Genomic DNA, 18,317 nt, shown 5'->3' on the forward strand with positions numbered 1-18,317 from the left:
GTTCCTCCTCGGCCCCGTGGGGCTCAAAACTGTGGCTGCTGCCGGATCTGATCAGTACGCGGAGGAACCCTGTTCACCCTTGACGATCGCGATGCCGGAGCTGGCGCCAATACGTGTTGCACCTGCAGCAATCATAGCCTGTGCGTCGGCGAGCGAACGCACCCCGCCCGAGGCCTTGACACCGAGGTCCGGGCCCACGGTGCGGCGCATCAGCGCGACGTCGTCGGCCGTTGCGCCGCCGCCGTTGAAGCCCGTGGAGGTCTTCACGAAATCGGCGCCGGCCTCCACCGCGGCCTCGCAGGCCAGTACCTTCTGGGCGTCATCCAGCAGCGCCGTTTCGATGATGACTTTCAGGATGGCCCCGCCTTCGTGCACGGCGTCGGCGACAGCCGTGATGTCATCGACCAGGGCGCCCTTGTCGTTGGCGCGGGCTGCGGCGATGTTGATCACCATGTCGACCTCTTCGGCGCCGTCGAGCACGGCGCCGCGGGCCTCAAAAGCCTTGACGTCGCTCGGAGTGGCACCCAGCGGGAAGCCGACGACGGAGCACGTCAGCACTCCGGAGCCCTTCAGGGCCTTCTTGACCGTCTTGACCCAGATCGGGTTCACGCACACGGACTTGAACCGGTACTCGGCGGCCTCGGCACATACCTTGAGGATCTCGGCCTCGCTGGCCTCCGGCTTGAGCAGGGTGTGGTCGATGTACGAGGCAATATCGCCGGTGTTTTCGGAGGAGGCGCTACGGTCGGTCGCGGCGGCTTCGTTGCTCATGGTGGTCCCTTTCCTGGCGGGTCTGGGACGGGGTTGTCCCCTGAGTTGTCCCTCTGGGAGGCCTTGTGGGCCTGCAGACACCGCATGCTTCGTGGCTTCTCAGGTGTCCATCTTGCCATAACAGGCCTCCCGCCGGAGGGCTCGGGCCAGGGTTCAGGCGGCTTCCGCGAGGCTTTCGGCCAGGCCGGCCTGGAGCAGCTGGGAAGCGCAGACGGACGCGGCGGAAGAGGCGGCCACCAGAAGTCCCAGGCGGACGCCGTCAAAGACGGCGGCATCCCCGACGGCCCAGATTCCCGGGACCGAGGTGCGGAAGTTCCGGTCGATGACGATTCCGCCCTGGCGCGCCGTCTTCAGTCCCGCACTGACAGCAAGGGCGTCCCGGGCAATCGGTTCCTCGGCCAGGACCACCAGGTCCGCAGCCATGCTGGAACCGTCCTCGAAGACGACTCCGGCGGTGGGGAGCGGGGAGCCTGCGAGCGTGGGCACGACGGCGGCCGGCCGTTGCGTCGTGCGGACGGGACGGACCCCCCGGGCGCGCAGCACGGCCTCGGCCTGGCCGGCGGACGTTCCGGTTCCGACGAGGATGCCCACCGGACGCCGGCCAAGGACGCGGGTGACATCCTTGACGGCCTCGCCGAGCCTGGCGGCGTCGTCGATAGTCGCGTAGTTCAGGCATCGGCCTTCCCCTGCGAGCGGCGCGGCCGCGGGGGAGGAGCCGGTGGCGATGACCAGCTGGTCGTAGCTGAACTCCAGGCCGTCGGCCGTGGTGACGTAGCGGCTGTCCGGGTCGACGTAGCTGGCAGGCTGGCCGAAGCGGACTGAGACCTGCTCCAGGGCGGCTAGCTCCAGGAGTTCGTCGGACGCGTCATCCCGATTGCTGAGCACCGTGATGGCGCCGGCGAACGGGGTCAGCGTGAGCTGGCGGACCAGGGCCTGCGCTGCCGGTCCGGCCCCGGCGATGACAATCCGGGGCCGGGCCTGGGAATCGGCGGAATCGGCGGAATCGGCGGAAACGGTGGAGGTGGCGGACATGGTGGGGCCCTTTCGCTGGTGGCCGGTGGTGTGGCCTGACTGCTTGATGACCCCAGCGTAGGCGGGCGATCTTTCCGGCGTGTTTCCCCGGTGTTGCAGGATTTTCGCAGCCCGTTCGCCAATGTTTACCCGCCAGTAATGGTGTGGATCACACCCGGATCCGGTAGCCGCGCTTCACGACGGTTTCCACCAGCCGGCCGTCCGGCAGGGCGGAGCGGAGCCGGCTGACGGTCATGTCCAGGGCATGGACGGAACCGCGGAGTTCCAGCAGTTCGGACAGCGACTCTCGGGACAGCACGGCGCCGCCGGCGCCCAGCAGCGCCCGCAGCAGCAGCAACGGGGCGGGAGCCAGTTCCACGGCCTCGCCGTCGATCCGCAGCGAACGGCCACGGAGTTCCACACGGCCGGAGGCCGTGTCCAGGCGGCGGACGTGGTTCAGGGCGAGGTGCTCCACGACGAGCCGGATCAGGGCGCCCATCCGGAACCGGTCCGGGACCAGCGGCTGCAGGCCGGCATCGATGAGCGGCTGCGCCGTGATGGGGCCGACGACGGCGGTGGCCACGGTGGTCCTGAGGCTCTCCACCAGCTGCTTGTACAGGCCCATCTCGTGCGCGGTGCTCCACATCGCGTCCACGGCAGGGGCGCTGGTGAACGTCAGCACATCCAGGTTGCCGCTGCAGGCGGCCTCGATCAGCCGCGGCAGCCGGTCCGCGCCGTCGGGCTTGACCCAGCGGTACGGGGTGACGGTCAGGACCGTGGCCCCGGACATCCGGAGCCGTTCGAGCTGGCGGACGTCGGTGTAGCCGTGCAGCTGCACCGCGACGGTCTTGCCGCGCACGCCCTCGGCAAGGAGCATGTCCACCAGCGTGGCGGTGGTTTCGTCGCTGCTGATCCCGACGTCGGCCAGTCCCGCCGCACGGACGGCGCCGCGGGCCTTGGGCCCGCGGACGAACATCCGGGTGGCACCGAGGGTTTCCAGCAGCTGCTCGCCGATCCCGAAGGTGTCCGCGGCCTCGCACCAGCGCCGCATGCCGTAGGCGGTGGTGGCGATGCAGAGATCCGGCCGGGCCTCGATGATGGCGCGGGTGTCCTCGATCAGGCTCAGGTCCTCCTGCACCGGGGCGATCTTCAGTGCCGGCGCATGCAGCACCTCGGCGCCGCGCCGTTCCAGGGCTTCGATCAGGTCCTGGGAGCGGCGGTGTGAGGTCACGCCGATCCGGAAGCCCTCCAGCGGCAGCTCCGCGGTCTCCGGGAGAGTCTCCGTCACGGGTTCCGGCGCTGTTTCCGGCGTGGTGCCGGTGCCTGGCGTCCCGGCCGGGGCGATGGCGTTGAGCGCGCTCACGGTCCTCACGCCCCCATCAGGGAAGCGGCCAGGCGGTCGAGTTCGGCTTCCGCCTCCGCGCAGCCCCGGTTGGCCTCGGCCACGCGGACGACGTCGCCGATCACCAGCACAGCCGGGTTGCTGCAGTCCGCGGCAGCCGTGGTGATGGTGCCCAGGTCGGCGATGGTGGTCCGCTGGCCGGGGCGGTAGCCGCGCTCCACGACGGCCATCGGCATGTCCGCGCGCATCCCCGCCCGGCGCAGGCCGGCGGCGAGCTGGTGCAGGGTGCCGATGCCCATCAGCACCACGATGGTCCCGCCCAGCCCCGCGAGGTGCATGTGTTCCTTCTCGGTCAGCGGGGCGTGGCCCGAGACCACGGTGAACATGTGGCTGACCTCGCGGTGCGTGACCGGGATCCCGGCTGCCGCCGGGACGGAGATGGCACTGGTAACACCGGAGATCACACGCACGGGAACGCCTGCCTGCACACACGAGGCCACTTCCTCGCCGCCGCGGCCGAACACGTACGGGTCGCCGCCCTTGAGCCGCACCACGTTCTTCCCGGCCAGGGCAGCCTCCACCATAAGATCCTCGATCCCGGCCTGGCTGACCTTGTGGTGGCCGGGGCGCTTGCCCACATCGACCAGCTCGGCGGTGCTCAGGGCGGGCAGTTCCTGGTACGGGGCCAGCCGGTCGTAGAAGACGACGTCGGCGTCCCGCAGGGCGTTGATGGCGGCGACGGTCAGCAGTTCGGTGGTTCCCGGTCCGCCGCCGACCAGAGTGACGTGGCCGGCGGTGCCGGCGGCGGGTTCGACGGCGACCGGGATGCCGGTTTCGCGGCAACGGTCCAGCAGCGCGTCCCAGCCGGGCTGGCCGTCCTCGACGGCGGCGACCAGGAAGGGACGCTCCGGCAGGGGCCCGTCGTGGCGGGAACCACCGGGGCTGCTCAGCCGTGAGACGACGGCGCCGGCGGCCCGGTAGCGGCGGACCGCCTGGCGGGAGGCAGTGTCCGAGCCGGTGACGAGGACTTCGCGTCCGGTGAGATCAATGCTGAGCTGCATGGCTATACCTCGTTCTTGTCGAACAGTTCCGGGGTGGCGGCACGGACCGGGATGGAAGAACCGATCAGGACCTTCCCCTTCTCTTCGGCCGTGGCGGGGCGCATCTGGCCGCGCTCGTCCGGGACGAAGGAGATGGAGTCGTCCTTCTGGTCCGGGGCGTTGACGAAGGAGCGGAACCGGCGCAGGCGCTCCGGATCCTTGAGGGTGTCCTCCCATTCGTCGACGTAGGTGTCCACGTGTTTGGCCATGGCGGCCTCGAGGTCCGCGGCGATGCCGAGGGTATCGTGCACCACCACGTCCTCGACGTGCTTGATGCCGCCGTCGAGCTCCTCCTGCCAGCGTGCGGTGCGCTGCAGGCGGTCGGCCGTGCGGATGTAGTACATAAAGTAGCGGTCGATGTACTTGAGCAGCGTCTCGTCGTCGAGGTCCTTGGCGAGCAGCTGGGCATGCGCCGGGGTGGCGCCGCCGTTGCCGCCGACGTACAGGTTCCAGCCGTCGGCGGTGGCGATCACGCCGACGTCCTTGCCCCGGGCCTCGGCGCATTCGCGGGCGCAGCCGGAGACGCCCATTTTCAGCTTGTGCGGGCTGCGGAGGCCGCGGTAGCGCAGTTCCAGCTGGATGGCCATGGCCACCGAATCCTGGACGCCGAAGCGGCACCAGGTGGAGCCGACGCAGGACTTCACCGTGCGCAGGCTCTTTCCGTAGGCCTGGCCGGATTCGAACCCGGCGTCCACCAGCAGCTTCCAGATTTCCGGGAGCTGCTCCAGCCGGGCGCCGAACATGTCGATCCGCTGGCCGCCGGTGATCTTGGTGTAGAGGCCGTACTGCTCGGCCACGGCGGCGATGACGCCGAGCTTCTTGGGGGTGATCTCGCCGCCGGCAATGCGGGGGACCACCGAGTAGGTGCCGTCCTTCTGCATGTTGGCGAGGGCACGGTCATTGGTGTCCTGCAGGGTGCCGCGGCCGGCGTCCAGGACGTAGGCGCTGTTCTGGCTGGCCAGGATGTTGGCGATGGTCGGCTTGCAGATGTCGCAGCCGGAACCTGTGCCGTACTTCGCCATGACCTCCTCGAAGGAGGCCAGTTCCAGGACGCGGATGGTTTCGAAAAGCTCCTGGCGGGACAGCTCGATGTGCTCGCAGAGCGCCTTGGAGACTTCGACGCCGGACTTGGTCAGCTCGGTTTCCAGCAGCTTCTTGAGCATCGGCACGCAGGAGCCGCAGCTGGTTCCGGCGCGGGTGCAGCCCTTGAGTTCGCCAAGTTCCTGGACCGGGGCGTTGCCGTCGCACGCCCCGCAGCCGTTGACGGCGTCGCGGATGCTTCCCGCCGAGACGTTGTTGCACGAACACAGGATGGCGTCGTCCGGCAGTCTGATTTCAAGGGCTTCGCCCCCAGCGTCGCCGCCGCCGGCCGCCGTGAGGTAGGCGCCGGGCTCGGCGGCCAGTTCGCGGCCCAGCACGGGGCGCAGGGACGTGTAGGGGGTTGCGTCGCCGACGAAGATGCCGCCGAGGAGGGTCTTGGCGTCGTCCGTGGTCACGATCTTCTGGTAGACGCCGCGGGCGGGGTCGGCGTAGACGATTTCGAGGGAGTGCTCGGTCCGGGCGAAGGCGTCGCCGAAGCTGGCGACGTCGACGCCGGAGAGCTTGAGCTTGGTGGCGGTGTCGAAGCCGGGGAAGGTCGCGTCGCCGCCGTGCAGCCGGTCCGCGACGATCTCCGCCATGGTGTTGGCGGGGGCCACGAGGCCCAGGCACATGCCGCCGAAGTTGGCGACCTCGCCGATCGCCCAGATGCCGGGGACCTCCGTGGAACAGTCGTCGGAGATGACCACGCCGCCCCGCTGGCCGAGCTGGAACTGCTGCACTCCCTTTTGCCCATCCGGGCCATCCGCGGCGCGGAACAGCTCGTCGCGGGGCTTCACACCGATCGCGACGATCACCAGGTCGGCGTCGATGATGCGGCCGTCGGCCATCAGCACCCCGGTGACCTGGCCGTCGTCGTCGGAGAGGACTTCGGAGGGGAACACGCCGCCGTGGACGGTGAAGCCCTTGGCTTCGATGAGGCGGCCCAGGGCCTGCCCGGCGCCCTCGTCCAGCTGGGTGTTCATGAGCCAGGGGGAGCCGTTGATGACGATCGGGGTGGCACCGAGCTGCTCGGTGCCGGCCGCGGATTCAAGGCCCAGCAGCCCGCCGCCGATGGTGACGGCGTTGACCTTGCGGCCCAGCTTCTCCGTCAGTTCCGTGATCGCCTGGTTGATGGCCCAGACATCTTCCAGGGTCCGGTAGACGTGGGTGAGTTCGGCTCCCGGGATCGGCAGGCGGGCGGCGTCGGAGCCGGTGGCGACCACCAGTTCGTCATACGGGTACACGGTGCCGGCCGCGGTGGTGACAGTCTTGCCCGCAGTGTCGATGCCGGTGACGCGCTCGCCGGTCTGCAGCGAGAGCGCCTCGTGGTCCCACATCGCGGCGGTGCCCAGGGTGAGGTCGACGTCGGCGTTGGTGAGGGCTTTGCTCAGCGCGACGCGGTCATAGGGGAGGTGGGCTTCCTCGGTGAGGACGGTGACGTGCCAGCCGTGAAGGCCCCGGGCGTGCATGGCATCGGCGAAACGGTGGGCGGCAGGGCCGCCTCCGGCAACCACGATGCGGCGCGGTGTTGGTGTGCGCTCTGCGCCCTGGTTCTGGGGGCTTGAAGTCTGTCCGGTCACTGTGGGCCTTTCGCATGGGCCGCAGTCGGTGCTCTGCGACCTTCTCAATCGAAGTGTCCCTCCAGACTAGGCAGGCGCAGTTTCGCTTCAGTTTCCCTTATGTTTCGTGATCTTAACTTCTGCATCACGAACGCGTTTCCGGCTGCGTGAGGTCTCTTTTACCCGCCGGACACATTAACTGCATGCCGTTGAAACACCCCGGGCCTAGCTTGGGTATGTGGCCGCAGGAGCGCCTGAGCCCGTTAGTGATGGATCAGAAAGGGGCCGAAATGACTGCCGTACTTGAGAGCGCAGCACGGAGCTTTGTTGAACACCCCAGCTTTGGGACCGGCTGGCACCGTGTGTGCGCCGTGGAGGACCTGGAACCCGCCTGGGGCGAGGCCGCGTTGATCGCCGGCCGCCAGGTGGCGTTGTTCCGGACCGTGTCCGGTGAGGTTTACGCCGTCGCGCAGGAGGATCCGGCCACCGGGGCGCACGTCATGGCCCGCGGCATTACCGGATCCCGCGGCCCGCGCCCGACGCTCGCCTCGCCGCTGCACAAGGAGGTCTATGACCTGGCCACGGGGGAGTGCCTGGGCACTCCGGAACTCCGGCTCCAAACCTTCGGTACCCGGATTGTGGGCGGGTACATTGAGGTCGAGCTTTAGGAGCTGACGCCGGGAGTTACAGTCCCAGCGCCTCACGGACGTCCGCCAGGACGCCGTCGAGGGCGGCGCGCGCCTCAAGCCGCGCCGCGGGCAGTTCGGCGGCTGAGCCGACGTTGCGGATGACCTCCAGGTAGCACTTGAGCTTGGGCTCGGTTCCGCTGGGGCGGATGATGATGCGGCTGAGGTCCCTTGTGAGGTACAGCAGGCCGTCGGTGGGCGGAAGCTGTGCGCTGCCCTCGGCGAGGTCCGTGACGGTTTCAACGGCGGAGCCGCCAAAGGATTCCGGCGGGCTGACGCGCAGCCGGTTCATCATGGCGTCCAGCAGGCCCAGGTCCGCGACCCGGATGCTGAGCTGGTCGCTCGCGTGCAGCCCGTGCACGAGGTACAGCTCGTCGAGGGTGTCGAAGATCGACTTGCCGTCGGCTTTCGCCGCTGCGGCGAATTCCGCGATCAGCACGGCCGCGGAGATTCCGTCCTTGTCCCGGACCAGGGAGGGCGCGACGCAGTAACCCAGCGCCTCCTCGTAGCCGTATAGCAGCCCGGGAACACGGGCAATCCATTTGAAGCCGGTGAGGGTTTCCTCATGGGTGTAGCCCGCCGCCGCCGCGATCCGCGCGAGCAGCCGCGAGGAGACGATCGAATTCGCGAACACTCCCGTTGTGGCTTCTTCGCCGGCGGCGAGCCGCGCCACGACGTGCGCACCGAGCAGTGCGCCCACCTCGTCGCCGCGCAGCATGCGCCACGCGCCGGTGTCCGGATCCTTCGCGGCAACCGCGGCGCGGTCGGCGTCGGGGTCGTTGGCGATCACGATGTCCGCGTCCACCCGGGCGGCGGTTTCCAGGGCCAGGTCCAGGGCGCCGGGCTCTTCGGGGTTCGGGAAGTTCACCGTGGGGAAGTCGGGGTCCGGTTCGGCCTGCTCGCTCACCAGGGTGACGTCGGCAAAGCCGGCCGCGTGCAGCACCGCCACGGCGGTCTCGCCGCCCACGCCGTGCATGGGGGTCAGGACGATCTTGAGGTCGCGGGCCGGGAAATGCTCCGGTGCGGCCAGCGCCGCGACGGCCGCCTCGTACTCGGCCGCGATGGACGGAGCCAGGGTGGTCCAGCCCTCCGTCGCCAGGGCGATGCCGGACAGCTCGCCGACGGCGTCGATCTTTGCGGCGATCAGGGCGTCGTACGGCGCCACGATCTGTGCGCCGCGTCCGCTCTCCTCGACGGCGTGCCGGCCCAGGTAGACCTTGTAGCCGTTGTCCTGTGGCGGGTTGTGGCTGGCGGTGACCATCACGCCGCCGTCGCACTCCAGGGCCCGCACGGCATAGGCGAGCAGCGGGGTGGGCAGGGCGGCCGGCATCAGAAACGTCTCGACGCCGGCGGCGGTGAGGATCGCGGCGGTTTCTTCCGCGAAGATGTCGGAGTTGTAGCGGGCGTCGTAGCCAACGACGGCGCGCGGCCGGGTGCCGGGGGCGGCCTGCGCGACGGCGTCGGTCAGGAAGGCTGTGAACCCGGCGGCGGCGCGGCGCACCACCACGCGGTTCATCCGGTTCGGGCCGGGGCCGAGGGCTGCCCGCAGGCCCGCGGTGCCAAACTGCAGGGTGCCGCTGAAGCTGTCGGCGAGCTCCTGGCGTGCCGCGGCGGTGCCGTCTCCGGCGAGCCGGACCAGTTCGGTCAGGGCGGCAGCGGTGGCGGGATCCGGGTCCTGTGCGGCCCAGGTGCGGGCTTCGCTCAGCAGGCGGGTGAGTTCGGCATCGGAGGACGTCATAGGAACCAAACTAGCGCCAATCACCGCGGATGCCTCCCTCGACAAGCGAGAGTGCGCCTTACAGATCGGTCACAGCCGGCGTACACCCCAGCCCTTGACAGGAAATTTTCCGGACACGTAGCGTCTGGAATATGAAGATGGGCCGTGGGGTGGAGTGGGCGGTGCACAGTTGCGTCAACATGGCGTGGACACCGCCCGGCGAGGCGGTCAACAGCGCCCGGCTGGCCGAGTACTACAAGCTCCCGGGGGCTTATCTCAACAAACAGCTCCAGGCACTGGTCCGCGCCGGGATTCTTGGCTCCGTTTCCGGCCCGCGCGGCGGGTTCCACCTGGCGCGCAGGCCGGAAAACGTAACTGTCCTGGACGTCGTCCTGGCCCTGGAGAGCCCCGACCCGGTGTTCCGGTGTGAAGGCATCCTGGGCAACGTCCCGGATGCCGACACGGAACTGAACTTCGTCCGGACCTGCCTGATCTCCCAGACCATGCGCCAGGCGGAACTCGCCTGGCGGCAGGCGCTGGCCCGGCAAACGATTGCCGGGCTCGCGGACTCGATGGAACGGCGCTTCCCCCAGGACAAGGAAAAAGCCGTGCGCTATCTCGCGCCGCCGGGGAGCTAAGGCCGGAACCCGGACCCCACAGCCGGTTCCTAGAGCTTCGCGATGATCTCCGCGAGCAGCCTGGAAATGCGCGGGCCCGCGGCCTGGCCGGCCTCGAGGACTTCCTCATGGCTCAGCGGCACCGGGCTGATGCCGGCGGCGAGGTTAGTCACGAGCGAGATGCCGAAGACCTCCATGCCCGCGTGCCGGCCGGCGATGGCCTCGAGCGCGGTGGACATGCCCACCAGGTCCGCGCCGATCCGCTTGGCGTACTGCACCTCGGCCGGGGTCTCGTAGTGCGGGCCGGTGAACTGCGCGTAGACACCCTCGTCCAGGGACGGATCGACTTCGCGGGCCAGGCCGCGGATCCGCGAGGAGTACAGATCGGTGAGGTCCACGAAGGTGGCGCCTTCGAGCGGTGAGGTGGCGGTGAGGTTGATGTGGTCGCTGATCAGCACGGGGGTGCCGGGCGTCCAGTCCTCGTTGAGGCCGCCGCAGCCGTTCGTCAGGACCAGGGTCTTGCAGCCGGCCGCCGCGGCGGTGCGCACGCCGTGGACGACGGCGCGGACTCCCTTGCCCTCGTAGTAGTGGGTGCGTGCGCCCAGGACCAGGGCGTGTTTGCCCTCCTTGGTCAGCACGGAGCGGATGGTGCCGACGTGGCCCACCACCGAGGGGGAGGAGAAGCCGGGGACGTCGTCCGCGGAGAGGGTGGCGGTGGTCTCGCCGATTAGTTCGGCGGCGTCTCCCCAGCCCGAACCGAGCACCAGGGCCACATCGTGGGCCTCGATGCCCGTCTCCTTGGCAATGTAGTCGGCGGCGGCGCGGGCGGCGTCGAAGGGGTCCGTGTTCAGGAAGTCTGTTGTACTCACCGGTACAAGTTATCCTGCCGGCGGCGTGCTGCCCAGCACCGGGCGGTGTGTGGGGCCGGGTGTGGTGCGGGTCCGGATTCTTGGTGGTGCCGGTCCGGATGGTGGACAATGGACGATTGTGACTACGCATCCCGATTTCAGCTCACCCCGCATCGCAATCCTGGGCGGAGGGCCCGGCGGCTACGAAGCCGCCATGGTCGCCGCCTCACTGGGCGCGAAGGTCACCATCATCGAACGCGCCGGGCTTGGCGGCTCCGCGGTGCTGACCGACGTCGTACCCTCTAAGACACTGATCGCGACGGCGGACCTGATGACCCGCGTCGGCGAGGCCGGCGAGCTGGGCGTCAAGTTCGACGTCGACGGCGGCGACTTCGCCCCGGTGATGCGGGCCGACCTCAAGCACATCAACGACCGCCTCCTGGGCCTGGCGCGCCAGCAGTCCGAAGACATCCGCGCTGGCTTGGAGCAACAGGGCGTTCGGATCGTGATCGGTTCCGGCCGCATGCTGGACAACCACACCATCGAGGTCCTCACCGCCGACGGCACCGAAACCATCGCGGCGGACGCGATCCTCCTCACGGTCGGCGCCCACCCGCGCGAACTGCCTACCGCCCGGCCGGACGGCGTGCGGATCCTGAACTGGGCCCAGATCTACAACATGGACGTGCTCCCCGAGGAACTGATCGTCGTGGGGTCCGGCGTCACCGGCGCGGAGTTCGCCTCGGCGTACAACGGCCTGGGCTCCAAGGTCACCCTGATCTCCAGCCGCGACCGCGTGCTGCCGGGCTCCGACACGGATGCCGCCGAGGTCCTTGAAGGTGTCTTCGAACGCCGCGGCGTCAAGGTGCTCTCGCGCGCCCGCGCCGAGACGGTGGAGCGCACAGAGGACGGCGTGGTGGTCACCCTCGCCGACGGCTCAAAGGTCACCGGCAGCCACTGCCTCGTCGCCGTCGGGTCCATTCCGAACACCGCCGGGATCGGCCTCGAGGAAGCCGGAGTCGCGCTTACCGAGAGCGGCCACATCAAGGTCGACGGCGTCTCCCGCACCAGCGCGCCGAACATCTATGCGGCCGGCGACTGCACAGGCGTGCTCGCCCTGGCGTCGGTGGCCGCGATGCAGGGCCGGATCGCTATCGCCCACTTCCTGGGCGACAGTGTCACGCCGATCAAGCTGCACCAGGTGGCGTCCAATATCTTCACGTCACCGGAAATCGCCTCCGTAGGCGTCTCCGAAGCCGAGATCGAGTCCGGCAAGTACCAGGGTGACATCGTCAAGCTTTCGCTGAAGAGCAACGCCCGCGCCAAGATGCGCAACCACAAGGACGGGTTCATCAAGATCTTCGCCCGCAAAGGCTCCGGCACCGTGATTGGCGGCGTGGTAGTGGGTCCGAACGCCTCCGAGCTGATCTTCGCGATCTCCATTGCGGTCAAGCAGAAACTGCACGTCGACGACGTCGCCAGCACCTTTACGGTGTACCCCTCGCTGAGCGGTTCCATCTCGGAAGCCGCCCGGCGCCTGCACGTCCACATGTAGCGAACATACGCAGCGCCACCCGGAGGCAGTAGCCATGCAGAGTCCCCGCACCCTGGTGGAGTCTATGGAACTCAACCCGGCGCTGCCCTCCGGCCCGGAGGAACGGTTTGCCGGCTACGGTGTGATGTGCGTGCCGTTCGGCTCGGGCCACGTCCTTGCCCTGCGGCATTTTCCCGCCTCCTCCGTGGGGCCGGGCTACAGCTCGGTCTGGATCCGTGATCCTGCCGGCGTCTGGACGATGCACAGCACCACCGCGCCCGGCATCTCCTGTGCCCGCTACTTCGGCGGCGCCCTCGGAGCGGCGTCGACGGGCGGGATTTCCATCCGGTGGCGGGACGACTATTCCTTCAGGGTGGCGGTTGGAGACGGGGTGGACCTGACCTGGGAGGTGACGCTGGCCGCAACGCCGGTCACCCGGCTCATGTCGGCGGTGGCCGGATCGGTCCCGGAGCGGCTCTGGCGCAGCCGGACGTTCCTGCGCGCCATGGGGGCCGTCGCGGGCCCGGTGCTGGGTGCCGGACACATCGGGCTGACGGGCAGGGTGCCCAACGGACAGACTTTTGGTGCGCGCCCGCGGCAGCTGTGGTTTGTCCGCGGGAGCACAGCGCAGCTCCGGGGGCACAGTCTGGGTCAGGCGTCGGCCCTGCCCGTCCAGGACAGGCTGGGGGACTTCTGGATCCCGCAGCGCGGCATCTTCATGATCGGCTCGACAGTGTTCGAGCCCGTCGACCCGCCACGCACGTCGCCGCGGAGCACTGAACCGCAGACGCGGTGACGTTCGGCCCTACTTCTTGACTTCGATGCCAGACCAGAGTGGAACATGGCCAACATTTATATCCCATACGGCACCGTTGAGGGGCAGACGGCCCAGATCGCGGAGTACATAGCCGAATTGATCCGCGCCCACGGACACCAGGCAGAGACGGCGGACCTCAAACGTTCGGGGGACAGCCTTGCGGCGGGCTACGACGGCGTCATCGTCGCGGCGTCCGTGCACATGGGCAAGCACGAGGGGCACGTTACGGACTTTGTGAAGAAGAACCGCGAAGAGCTTGAGCGTCTCCAGTCCGCGCTCGTGTCGGTGAGCCTGGCTGCCCACGGCGACGAGGAGAACGCCGAGGGCTACGTGGCGAAGTTCGAGGAGGAGACGGGGTGGCGGCCCGCGCACGTCGGGTTGTTCGCAGGCGCCCTGCTGTACACCCATTACGGCTTCATCAAGAAGCACGTGATGAAGAAGATCGCCCGCGACAAGGGCTCCCTGGACACGGACACGTCCCGGGACTACGTCTACACCGAGTGGGACGGCGTCCAGCGTTTCACCGAGGGATTCCTGGCGCGGCTGGCGGCCCCGCCGGGCCGGGCCTAGGATTCAGGACCAGGCGTACGGGGGCACCGTATCTCCGGGCGCGAGGGGCTTGAACCAGTACTCGAAGCCGAGCCGGTCGGCGTCGTCCTCTAGAACGTCGAGGTTCTCCGAGTAGAGTGCCTGGCTGTCCGCGTCCTCCAGCAGGACTTCCTCAACCTGGGCCCGCCAGTCGTCGGGGAGGTCGAGTTCGTAGATGTCCTCGGTGATCTCCGCCTGGTCGAGCAGGCAGCGGACGGCGAGTTCAGCGGCGAGGCAGCCGGGAGCGGTCCAGCCCCGGGCCAGCGACGAAGTGACGTCGGAGGCGACCACAATGAACTTCTGGGTGAATTTCGCGTCGTAGCTGGCCGCGAACTGAGGCGGAAGCGAGGACAACACCGAGGTCCCGGCGACGTCGGACCCGGTGACCTCGTTGAGGTCGCTCAGCGTTCCAAGGTCGCGGAAGAGCTGGTCGATGAGGATGCTCGATGAGTTCCACAGGAGGCCTGCCAGCAGGCGCGTCTGGCTCACGGCTTTCTGGCGTTCCTCCGGCGAAACGGCGGCCATTTCGTCGAGGTCTTCGGGATCGAACTGAAGCCGCTGCTCAGGCGTCATGTCATCCGGGTGCGGGTCGAGACCCAGGAGCTCGAGGCTCAGCCCGGTCAGCTTCGCGGCGTCGGTCAATAGCTCTTCGGTGATGTCGTCGTCGTCGGCGCTCATGGCCCCGATGCTACCCGCCGGACGTCGCCGGTCCGATTCGCGTTACGTGGACGTGTGCGGCTGCTAGGCCGCAGCTGCGCGTCCATGCCCGGCGGCGGTGCTGCCGCTCGCCATCCGGGCGGAGACAACGTAGCTGATTCCGGCAATCAAGGGAACCACGCTTGCCGCGGCAAGAGCTGCGACCGGACCCGACCTTCCGATGACGGTGATCAGGAGGGGCAGCGCGCCGAGGGCAACGAGCATCCAGCCGGCCAGCGCGGCGCGTTTCAAGCCGAGGACGGCGGCCGGGAAGGACAGGGCCACGACGCTGACGGCGATTACCGGTCCGTTCTCGCTGATGAAGGCGCGCAGGGCCGCGGGGTCAAAGGTAAGCCACACGCACGCCGCGATGAAGGAAGCGGTGAGGGCGAGCAGGAGGGGAGCGGTGGGTGCCGGCCAGAACCAGGCCGCCACGGCGAGGATGAGCATCGGCAGCACCCACGCGAGAATGATGAGCAATCCGGTATTTCCACCCGGATCCTGCAGTGCATAGCCGGCGATGAAGACGCCCGCGAGGACCGTGAACACGGCCACCACGGCGGCCCCGGTGCGCTGAAGCGCCGTCGCCCGCTGCCGCGGATCCTTCTCGCGCGTCATGAAGATGACGACGGCGACCACAACGATCGTGCCGAGCGCCAGGATGACGGGGACGTTCATGGGGTGCCTCCTGCGATGAACGGAACCTATGTCCAGTACACGCCGGGCGAGAGGAGGTGGCAAGGGGAGAATGGCCCGATCGCAAGGGCAGGGGTTTACACCGCCCAACGCCGGCTTCCCGATCGCAGCTTTCCTCATGACAGTTGGACGCGGCGCCATATTCGGGTACCAAGGATCGACTTGGTCGGATGGGGGTGCTGGTGCTGATACTTTAACGTTCAAGCGCGCCCGTCGGAAGCCTTAGGCATTGACGCCCTTTCCGATGTCCTGGCCGCGATGACAGTTACCGGGCATGGCCCGGCAGGGGGAAATTTGAAGAAGGTACTCGCGCTCGTCATTTTTGCTGGTTTGCTAATGACAGGGTGTGGCAGCAAGTCCGCACAAACGGCGGCGACGCCGTCAGCATCCGAGACGGCTGGACTCGTGTCCGGTGTCACGGTCCCGGACATTGTGGGTAAGAGGCTGGACAACGCCACCGAAGAGCTGAAAGGTCTTGGCCTGAAGGTCGAAGCGACAGATACGGCAGCTGGCAAGTCCATTTTCGTTGAGTCGAACTGGCAGGTAACCACCCAGGATGTCTCGCCGGGAGCCACGGTGGCTAAATCCTCCCGGATCAGTCTTGGCGTCGTACACCTGACCGATGCAACACCGACGCCTACACCGACACCGACAGCAGCGCCGGTCGTGGCGCCGCCGGCTGCCGTAGTGGCGCCACCGGTCGTCGTACCCGTCCCTGCGGCCCCTCGTGCCGTTCCGGTTGTACCGGCGGCACCGGCAGTGCCGGCGGCTCCTCGTGCAGTTCCGGTTGCACCGGCGGCTCCAGCTGCTGCACCCTTTGCGAACTGCACCGCTGCAAGGGCCGCGGGTGCTGCGCCCGTCTACAGGGGCACACCGGGGTACGGTAAGCACCTCGACCGCGACGGTGACGGAATCGGCTGCGATAAGTAGGCAGTAAAAAGAGCGGCCACCTGCTGGGTGGCCCGTCTTTTGTGTTCAAGGTCCAGGTCCCCGAGACTGTTCACAGATACGTTCCGTGCTGCGTCGCACCGGTGTCCGGGCGCCCTGTTTGGCCCCAATCCGTGTCGTTTGGAGGCCGCGTAGCCCTAGCCGGCGGTCGTGCCAGAGCCCCCGTAGACGGACCGGCACCCCGGGCGGTCCCTGGGGACCACCCGCACGACTGGGTGAGGACCACTCGGACGGCAGCGCCCGCGAAGGGGAAAAGGAATAAGGGAAAAAGACCCTATTTCCAGGCAGGTCCCGTATGCGATGGTGTCGCCATGTGGATCGTCGTGCTGCTCGCCATTGGAGTGGTGGTCGCTCTGTGGCAAGTCATCGTTGCCGGACTCGTCATTTGGGCCCTTGTGGCCTGCATCAGGTGGTGGATCGCGGTCTTCGTGGTGGCGAGGCCGAAACCGAACCTCACCCGAAGGCCTGTCCAGACCCGGCCTGTGGCCAGACCGGTCCAGACCCGGCCGCAGCCCAAGCCCAAGAAGCCCGAGCCCAAACCCGTCCGGGAACTGCCCGCGCCCGACTACCTGCCCCGGTGGACTGCGAGCCGGCGGCTGGATGCCGGCCGCGAGCATGCCCAGTGGCAGAAGCTGTTCGACAGCGCAGCGCAGTAAGTCCCCGCCAGGCAAGTGACCACAATGCGGCAGCGGGCCCTTGCCTGCGGCCCTGCCTGGAAACCCTGCAACACTGAAGGACCCTGGACGCAGCCGACATCGCCTAGGATTCGATCAGGGTCACTGCCGTCTCATTGGGGGAAGCAACGTGCACATTTCAGATCACCGCGCCGCCGGGGCCGTTACGYCCCCCGGGACGACAGCCACAACCGAACTCCCGGTTCCCGTTTCACGTCTGCGCTGGGCGCTGGTGCGCCGGCTGTCCTTTGCCATCCCGTTGGGGCTGCTGTTTGGCGTGATGCTGTTCAACGGCTTCAAGGTGAATGGGTCCGTACCCGCGACGGCGGCCGCAATCGCTGGCGGGATGGGGCTGTCCTTCGCCCTGTTCCTTGGCATCATCTGGACCGTCGGCCGCCGGCGTCGGGCCCTCTTTGCGGCCTGCGGCGGCGACCCGGATGCGGCCGGAGTACTGTTGTTCGGCGCCATGGCCCCCAAGATCGGGCGTCTCGGTCCTTACAGCGAAAGCGGCTTCCACCGGTGGGCCGCGGGGTTCGGCGCAGGAGGGGACGGCGGCAGGGGCGATTGGGGCCAATAAGTCGCCGAACCGGTTTCAGGCAGCGGCCCCCTGAAAGTGCTTTTCGATGATCCCCTTGATGTCGTCATGGCAGCCGCCGCAGCCCGTCCCGGCGCGGGTGGCGCCTGAGACCTCGCCCACCGTGCTGCAGCCGCCGGTCACCGCGTCAGCGATCTTCGTCCCGCTCACCCCGGCGCACCGGCACACCGTTCGCTCGGGGTCCCCGGCGCCGGCAGCCGCAACCTGGTCCGGGCCGTCCAGGCGCAGCAGCAGCGACCGGTCCGCCGGAAGTTCGGCACCGCGCTCGAAGAGCTGCACCAGCTCGGCCGCGCTGCGGGGCATGCCCACCGCCACCAGGCCCTCCAGCACCCCGGCGCGGGTGGTCATCTTCACGTAGCGGCCATGCTCCGGATCCGCCCACTGGGCGATCTGCAGCCTGGCCCGGCCACTCACGGCCCCGGAAGTCAAAGCCTCCTCGTCCCACGGCTCGGCGGAAACATCCCCCGCCACGGCCATGTTCATGCCCCGGGCCTTGAGCACAATCACGCCCGGGAGTTCCGCCGCCAGGGGAAGCAGCAGCTCGGCCTCCGGAGACTCCGTGGCCAGCAGTGTCAGGTACTCGGCGAGCCATTCGGCCTGCCGCCAGCCCGGGCCCACCAGCCCGGACGGTCCACGGGCGGTCCGGCACTCGACACATTCCGGGTCCGGGCAGCGGACCTCAGCGCAGTCGCCGATCGCAAAGATGTGCGGCTCGTGGTGCGCCCGCAACTTGTGGTCCACCAGGATCCCGGCGGCCGTCGACAGCCCGCAGCCTTCCGCAAGCTCTGTCCGCGGCCGGACCCCGCACGAGAGCACCAGCAGGTCGCCGTCGATCGCGGAGCCGTCATCGAGCAGCAGCGCCGAGAAGCCGCCGTCGGGCGCGTTGTGCTCCACACCGGTGGACCGGGCGTTGCCGGCCACGCGCACGCCGCAGTTCCGCAGCGACGCGGCGAGGACCGCGCCGCCGCCGCGGTCAATGTTGCGGCCCAGCGGGTGCGGGCCGTTGTGCACCACGGTGACCGTGGCGCCCTCCTCGGC

General features: G+C 68.6%; 18 protein-coding genes. 8 read left to right on the forward strand and 10 right to left on the reverse strand.

Translation table 11 applies throughout. The features are described from left to right. Window positions 1-51: 51 nt before the first annotated feature. The 5 genes from deoC to nirB form a co-directional block, all read right to left on the reverse strand. On the reverse strand, window positions 52-771 hold the full coding sequence (deoC, locus tag AB4Y67_RS11145; protein ID WP_441405827.1) for a deoxyribose-phosphate aldolase: 720 nt from the start codon (window positions 769-771) through the stop codon (window positions 52-54). 153 nt (window positions 772-924) lie between these two features. Then, window positions 925-1,803, reverse strand: coding sequence for an FAD-dependent oxidoreductase (locus AB4Y67_RS11150; protein ID WP_441405828.1), 879 nt, complete (start codon window positions 1,801-1,803; stop codon window positions 925-927). Window positions 1,804-1,951: 148 nt separating this feature from the next. Beyond that, entirely contained in the window at window positions 1,952-3,145 is a 1,194-nt protein-coding gene (locus AB4Y67_RS11155; protein WP_441405829.1) for a uroporphyrinogen-III synthase, read from the reverse strand. Between the two features lie 5 nt (window positions 3,146-3,150). After that, entirely contained in the window at window positions 3,151-4,185 is a 1,035-nt protein-coding gene (gene cobA / locus AB4Y67_RS11160) for a uroporphyrinogen-III C-methyltransferase (protein WP_441405830.1), read from the reverse strand. A 2-nt stretch (window positions 4,186-4,187) separates the two neighbouring features. Next, the gene (gene nirB / locus AB4Y67_RS11165) at window positions 4,188-6,884 is read right to left on the reverse strand and encodes a nitrite reductase large subunit NirB (protein WP_441405831.1); all 2,697 of its coding nucleotides are present in this window, start codon (window positions 6,882-6,884) and stop codon (window positions 4,188-4,190) included. Window positions 6,885-7,153: 269 nt separating this feature from the next. Here nirB and nirD point away from each other — a divergent pair, with 269 nt between their 5' ends. Continuing rightward, window positions 7,154-7,531, forward strand: coding sequence for a nitrite reductase small subunit NirD (gene nirD / locus AB4Y67_RS11170; RefSeq protein ID WP_441405832.1), 378 nt, complete (start codon window positions 7,154-7,156; stop codon window positions 7,529-7,531). Window positions 7,532-7,547: 16 nt separating this feature from the next. Here nirD and AB4Y67_RS11175 read toward each other — a convergent pair whose 3' ends face one another. After that, window positions 7,548-9,287, reverse strand: a complete 1,740-nt coding sequence (locus AB4Y67_RS11175; protein ID WP_441405833.1) for a phospho-sugar mutase — start codon at window positions 9,285-9,287, stop codon at window positions 7,548-7,550. Between the two features lie 137 nt (window positions 9,288-9,424). On the opposite strand from AB4Y67_RS11175, the gene AB4Y67_RS11180 reads away from it, so the two are divergent. After that, entirely contained in the window at window positions 9,425-9,904 is a 480-nt protein-coding gene (locus tag AB4Y67_RS11180) for an RrF2 family transcriptional regulator (protein WP_441405854.1), read from the forward strand. Between the two features lie 29 nt (window positions 9,905-9,933). Here AB4Y67_RS11180 and AB4Y67_RS11185 read toward each other — a convergent pair whose 3' ends face one another. Next, window positions 9,934-10,752 (reverse strand): purine-nucleoside phosphorylase, encoded by an 819-nt coding sequence (locus tag AB4Y67_RS11185; protein WP_441405834.1) that lies wholly within the window; start codon window positions 10,750-10,752, stop codon window positions 9,934-9,936. Between the two features lie 118 nt (window positions 10,753-10,870). On the opposite strand from AB4Y67_RS11185, the gene AB4Y67_RS11190 reads away from it, so the two are divergent. The 3 genes from AB4Y67_RS11190 to AB4Y67_RS11200 are packed head-to-tail and all read left to right on the forward strand — an operon-like array spanning window position 10,871 to window position 13,652. After that, window positions 10,871-12,286, forward strand: a complete 1,416-nt coding sequence (locus AB4Y67_RS11190) for an NAD(P)H-quinone dehydrogenase (RefSeq protein WP_441405835.1) — start codon at window positions 10,871-10,873, stop codon at window positions 12,284-12,286. A gap of 34 nt (window positions 12,287-12,320) precedes the next feature. Next, the gene (locus tag AB4Y67_RS11195; protein ID WP_441405836.1) at window positions 12,321-13,061 is read left to right on the forward strand and encodes a hypothetical protein; all 741 of its coding nucleotides are present in this window, start codon (window positions 12,321-12,323) and stop codon (window positions 13,059-13,061) included. A 45-nt stretch (window positions 13,062-13,106) separates the two neighbouring features. Beyond that, window positions 13,107-13,652 carry a flavodoxin domain-containing protein gene (locus tag AB4Y67_RS11200; RefSeq protein WP_441405837.1) on the forward strand — a complete coding sequence of 182 codons (546 nt, stop codon included), beginning with the start codon at window positions 13,107-13,109 and terminating at the stop codon, window positions 13,650-13,652. Between the two features lie 3 nt (window positions 13,653-13,655). Here the strand turns inward: AB4Y67_RS11200 and AB4Y67_RS11205 are convergent, their stop codons facing one another. Together AB4Y67_RS11205 and AB4Y67_RS11210 are read right to left on the reverse strand one after the other, a co-directional pair. Next, complete coding sequence (locus AB4Y67_RS11205) at window positions 13,656-14,348, reverse strand: hypothetical protein (protein ID WP_441405838.1); 693 nt, start codon at window positions 14,346-14,348, stop codon at window positions 13,656-13,658. A gap of 63 nt (window positions 14,349-14,411) precedes the next feature. After that, the gene (locus AB4Y67_RS11210) at window positions 14,412-15,044 is read right to left on the reverse strand and encodes a hypothetical protein (RefSeq protein WP_441405839.1); all 633 of its coding nucleotides are present in this window, start codon (window positions 15,042-15,044) and stop codon (window positions 14,412-14,414) included. Window positions 15,045-15,356: 312 nt separating this feature from the next. Between AB4Y67_RS11210 and AB4Y67_RS11215 the strand changes: the two genes are divergently transcribed. The 3 genes from AB4Y67_RS11215 (at window position 15,357) to AB4Y67_RS11225 (ending at window position 17,261) form a co-directional block, all read left to right on the forward strand. Further along, on the forward strand, window positions 15,357-15,992 hold the full coding sequence (locus tag AB4Y67_RS11215; RefSeq protein ID WP_441405840.1) for an excalibur calcium-binding domain-containing protein: 636 nt from the start codon (window positions 15,357-15,359) through the stop codon (window positions 15,990-15,992). Between the two features lie 329 nt (window positions 15,993-16,321). Then, window positions 16,322-16,666: a hypothetical protein gene (locus AB4Y67_RS11220; RefSeq protein WP_441405841.1), complete on the forward strand. Its 345-nt coding sequence runs from the start codon at window positions 16,322-16,324 to the stop codon at window positions 16,664-16,666. A gap of 148 nt (window positions 16,667-16,814) precedes the next feature. Continuing rightward, on the forward strand, window positions 16,815-17,261 hold the full coding sequence (locus AB4Y67_RS11225; protein WP_441405842.1) for a hypothetical protein: 447 nt from the start codon (window positions 16,815-16,817) through the stop codon (window positions 17,259-17,261). A gap of 15 nt (window positions 17,262-17,276) precedes the next feature. On the opposite strand, the gene AB4Y67_RS11230 is transcribed toward AB4Y67_RS11225, so the two are convergent. After that, window positions 17,277-18,317 (reverse strand): FAD-dependent oxidoreductase (locus tag AB4Y67_RS11230; RefSeq protein ID WP_441405843.1); only part of this gene is annotated, 1,041 nt, incomplete at its 5' end.

Origin of the sequence: Arthrobacter sp. YAF17 (assembly GCF_052113365.1) — a bacterium.
Taxonomy (GTDB): domain Bacteria; phylum Actinomycetota; class Actinomycetes; order Actinomycetales; family Micrococcaceae; genus Arthrobacter.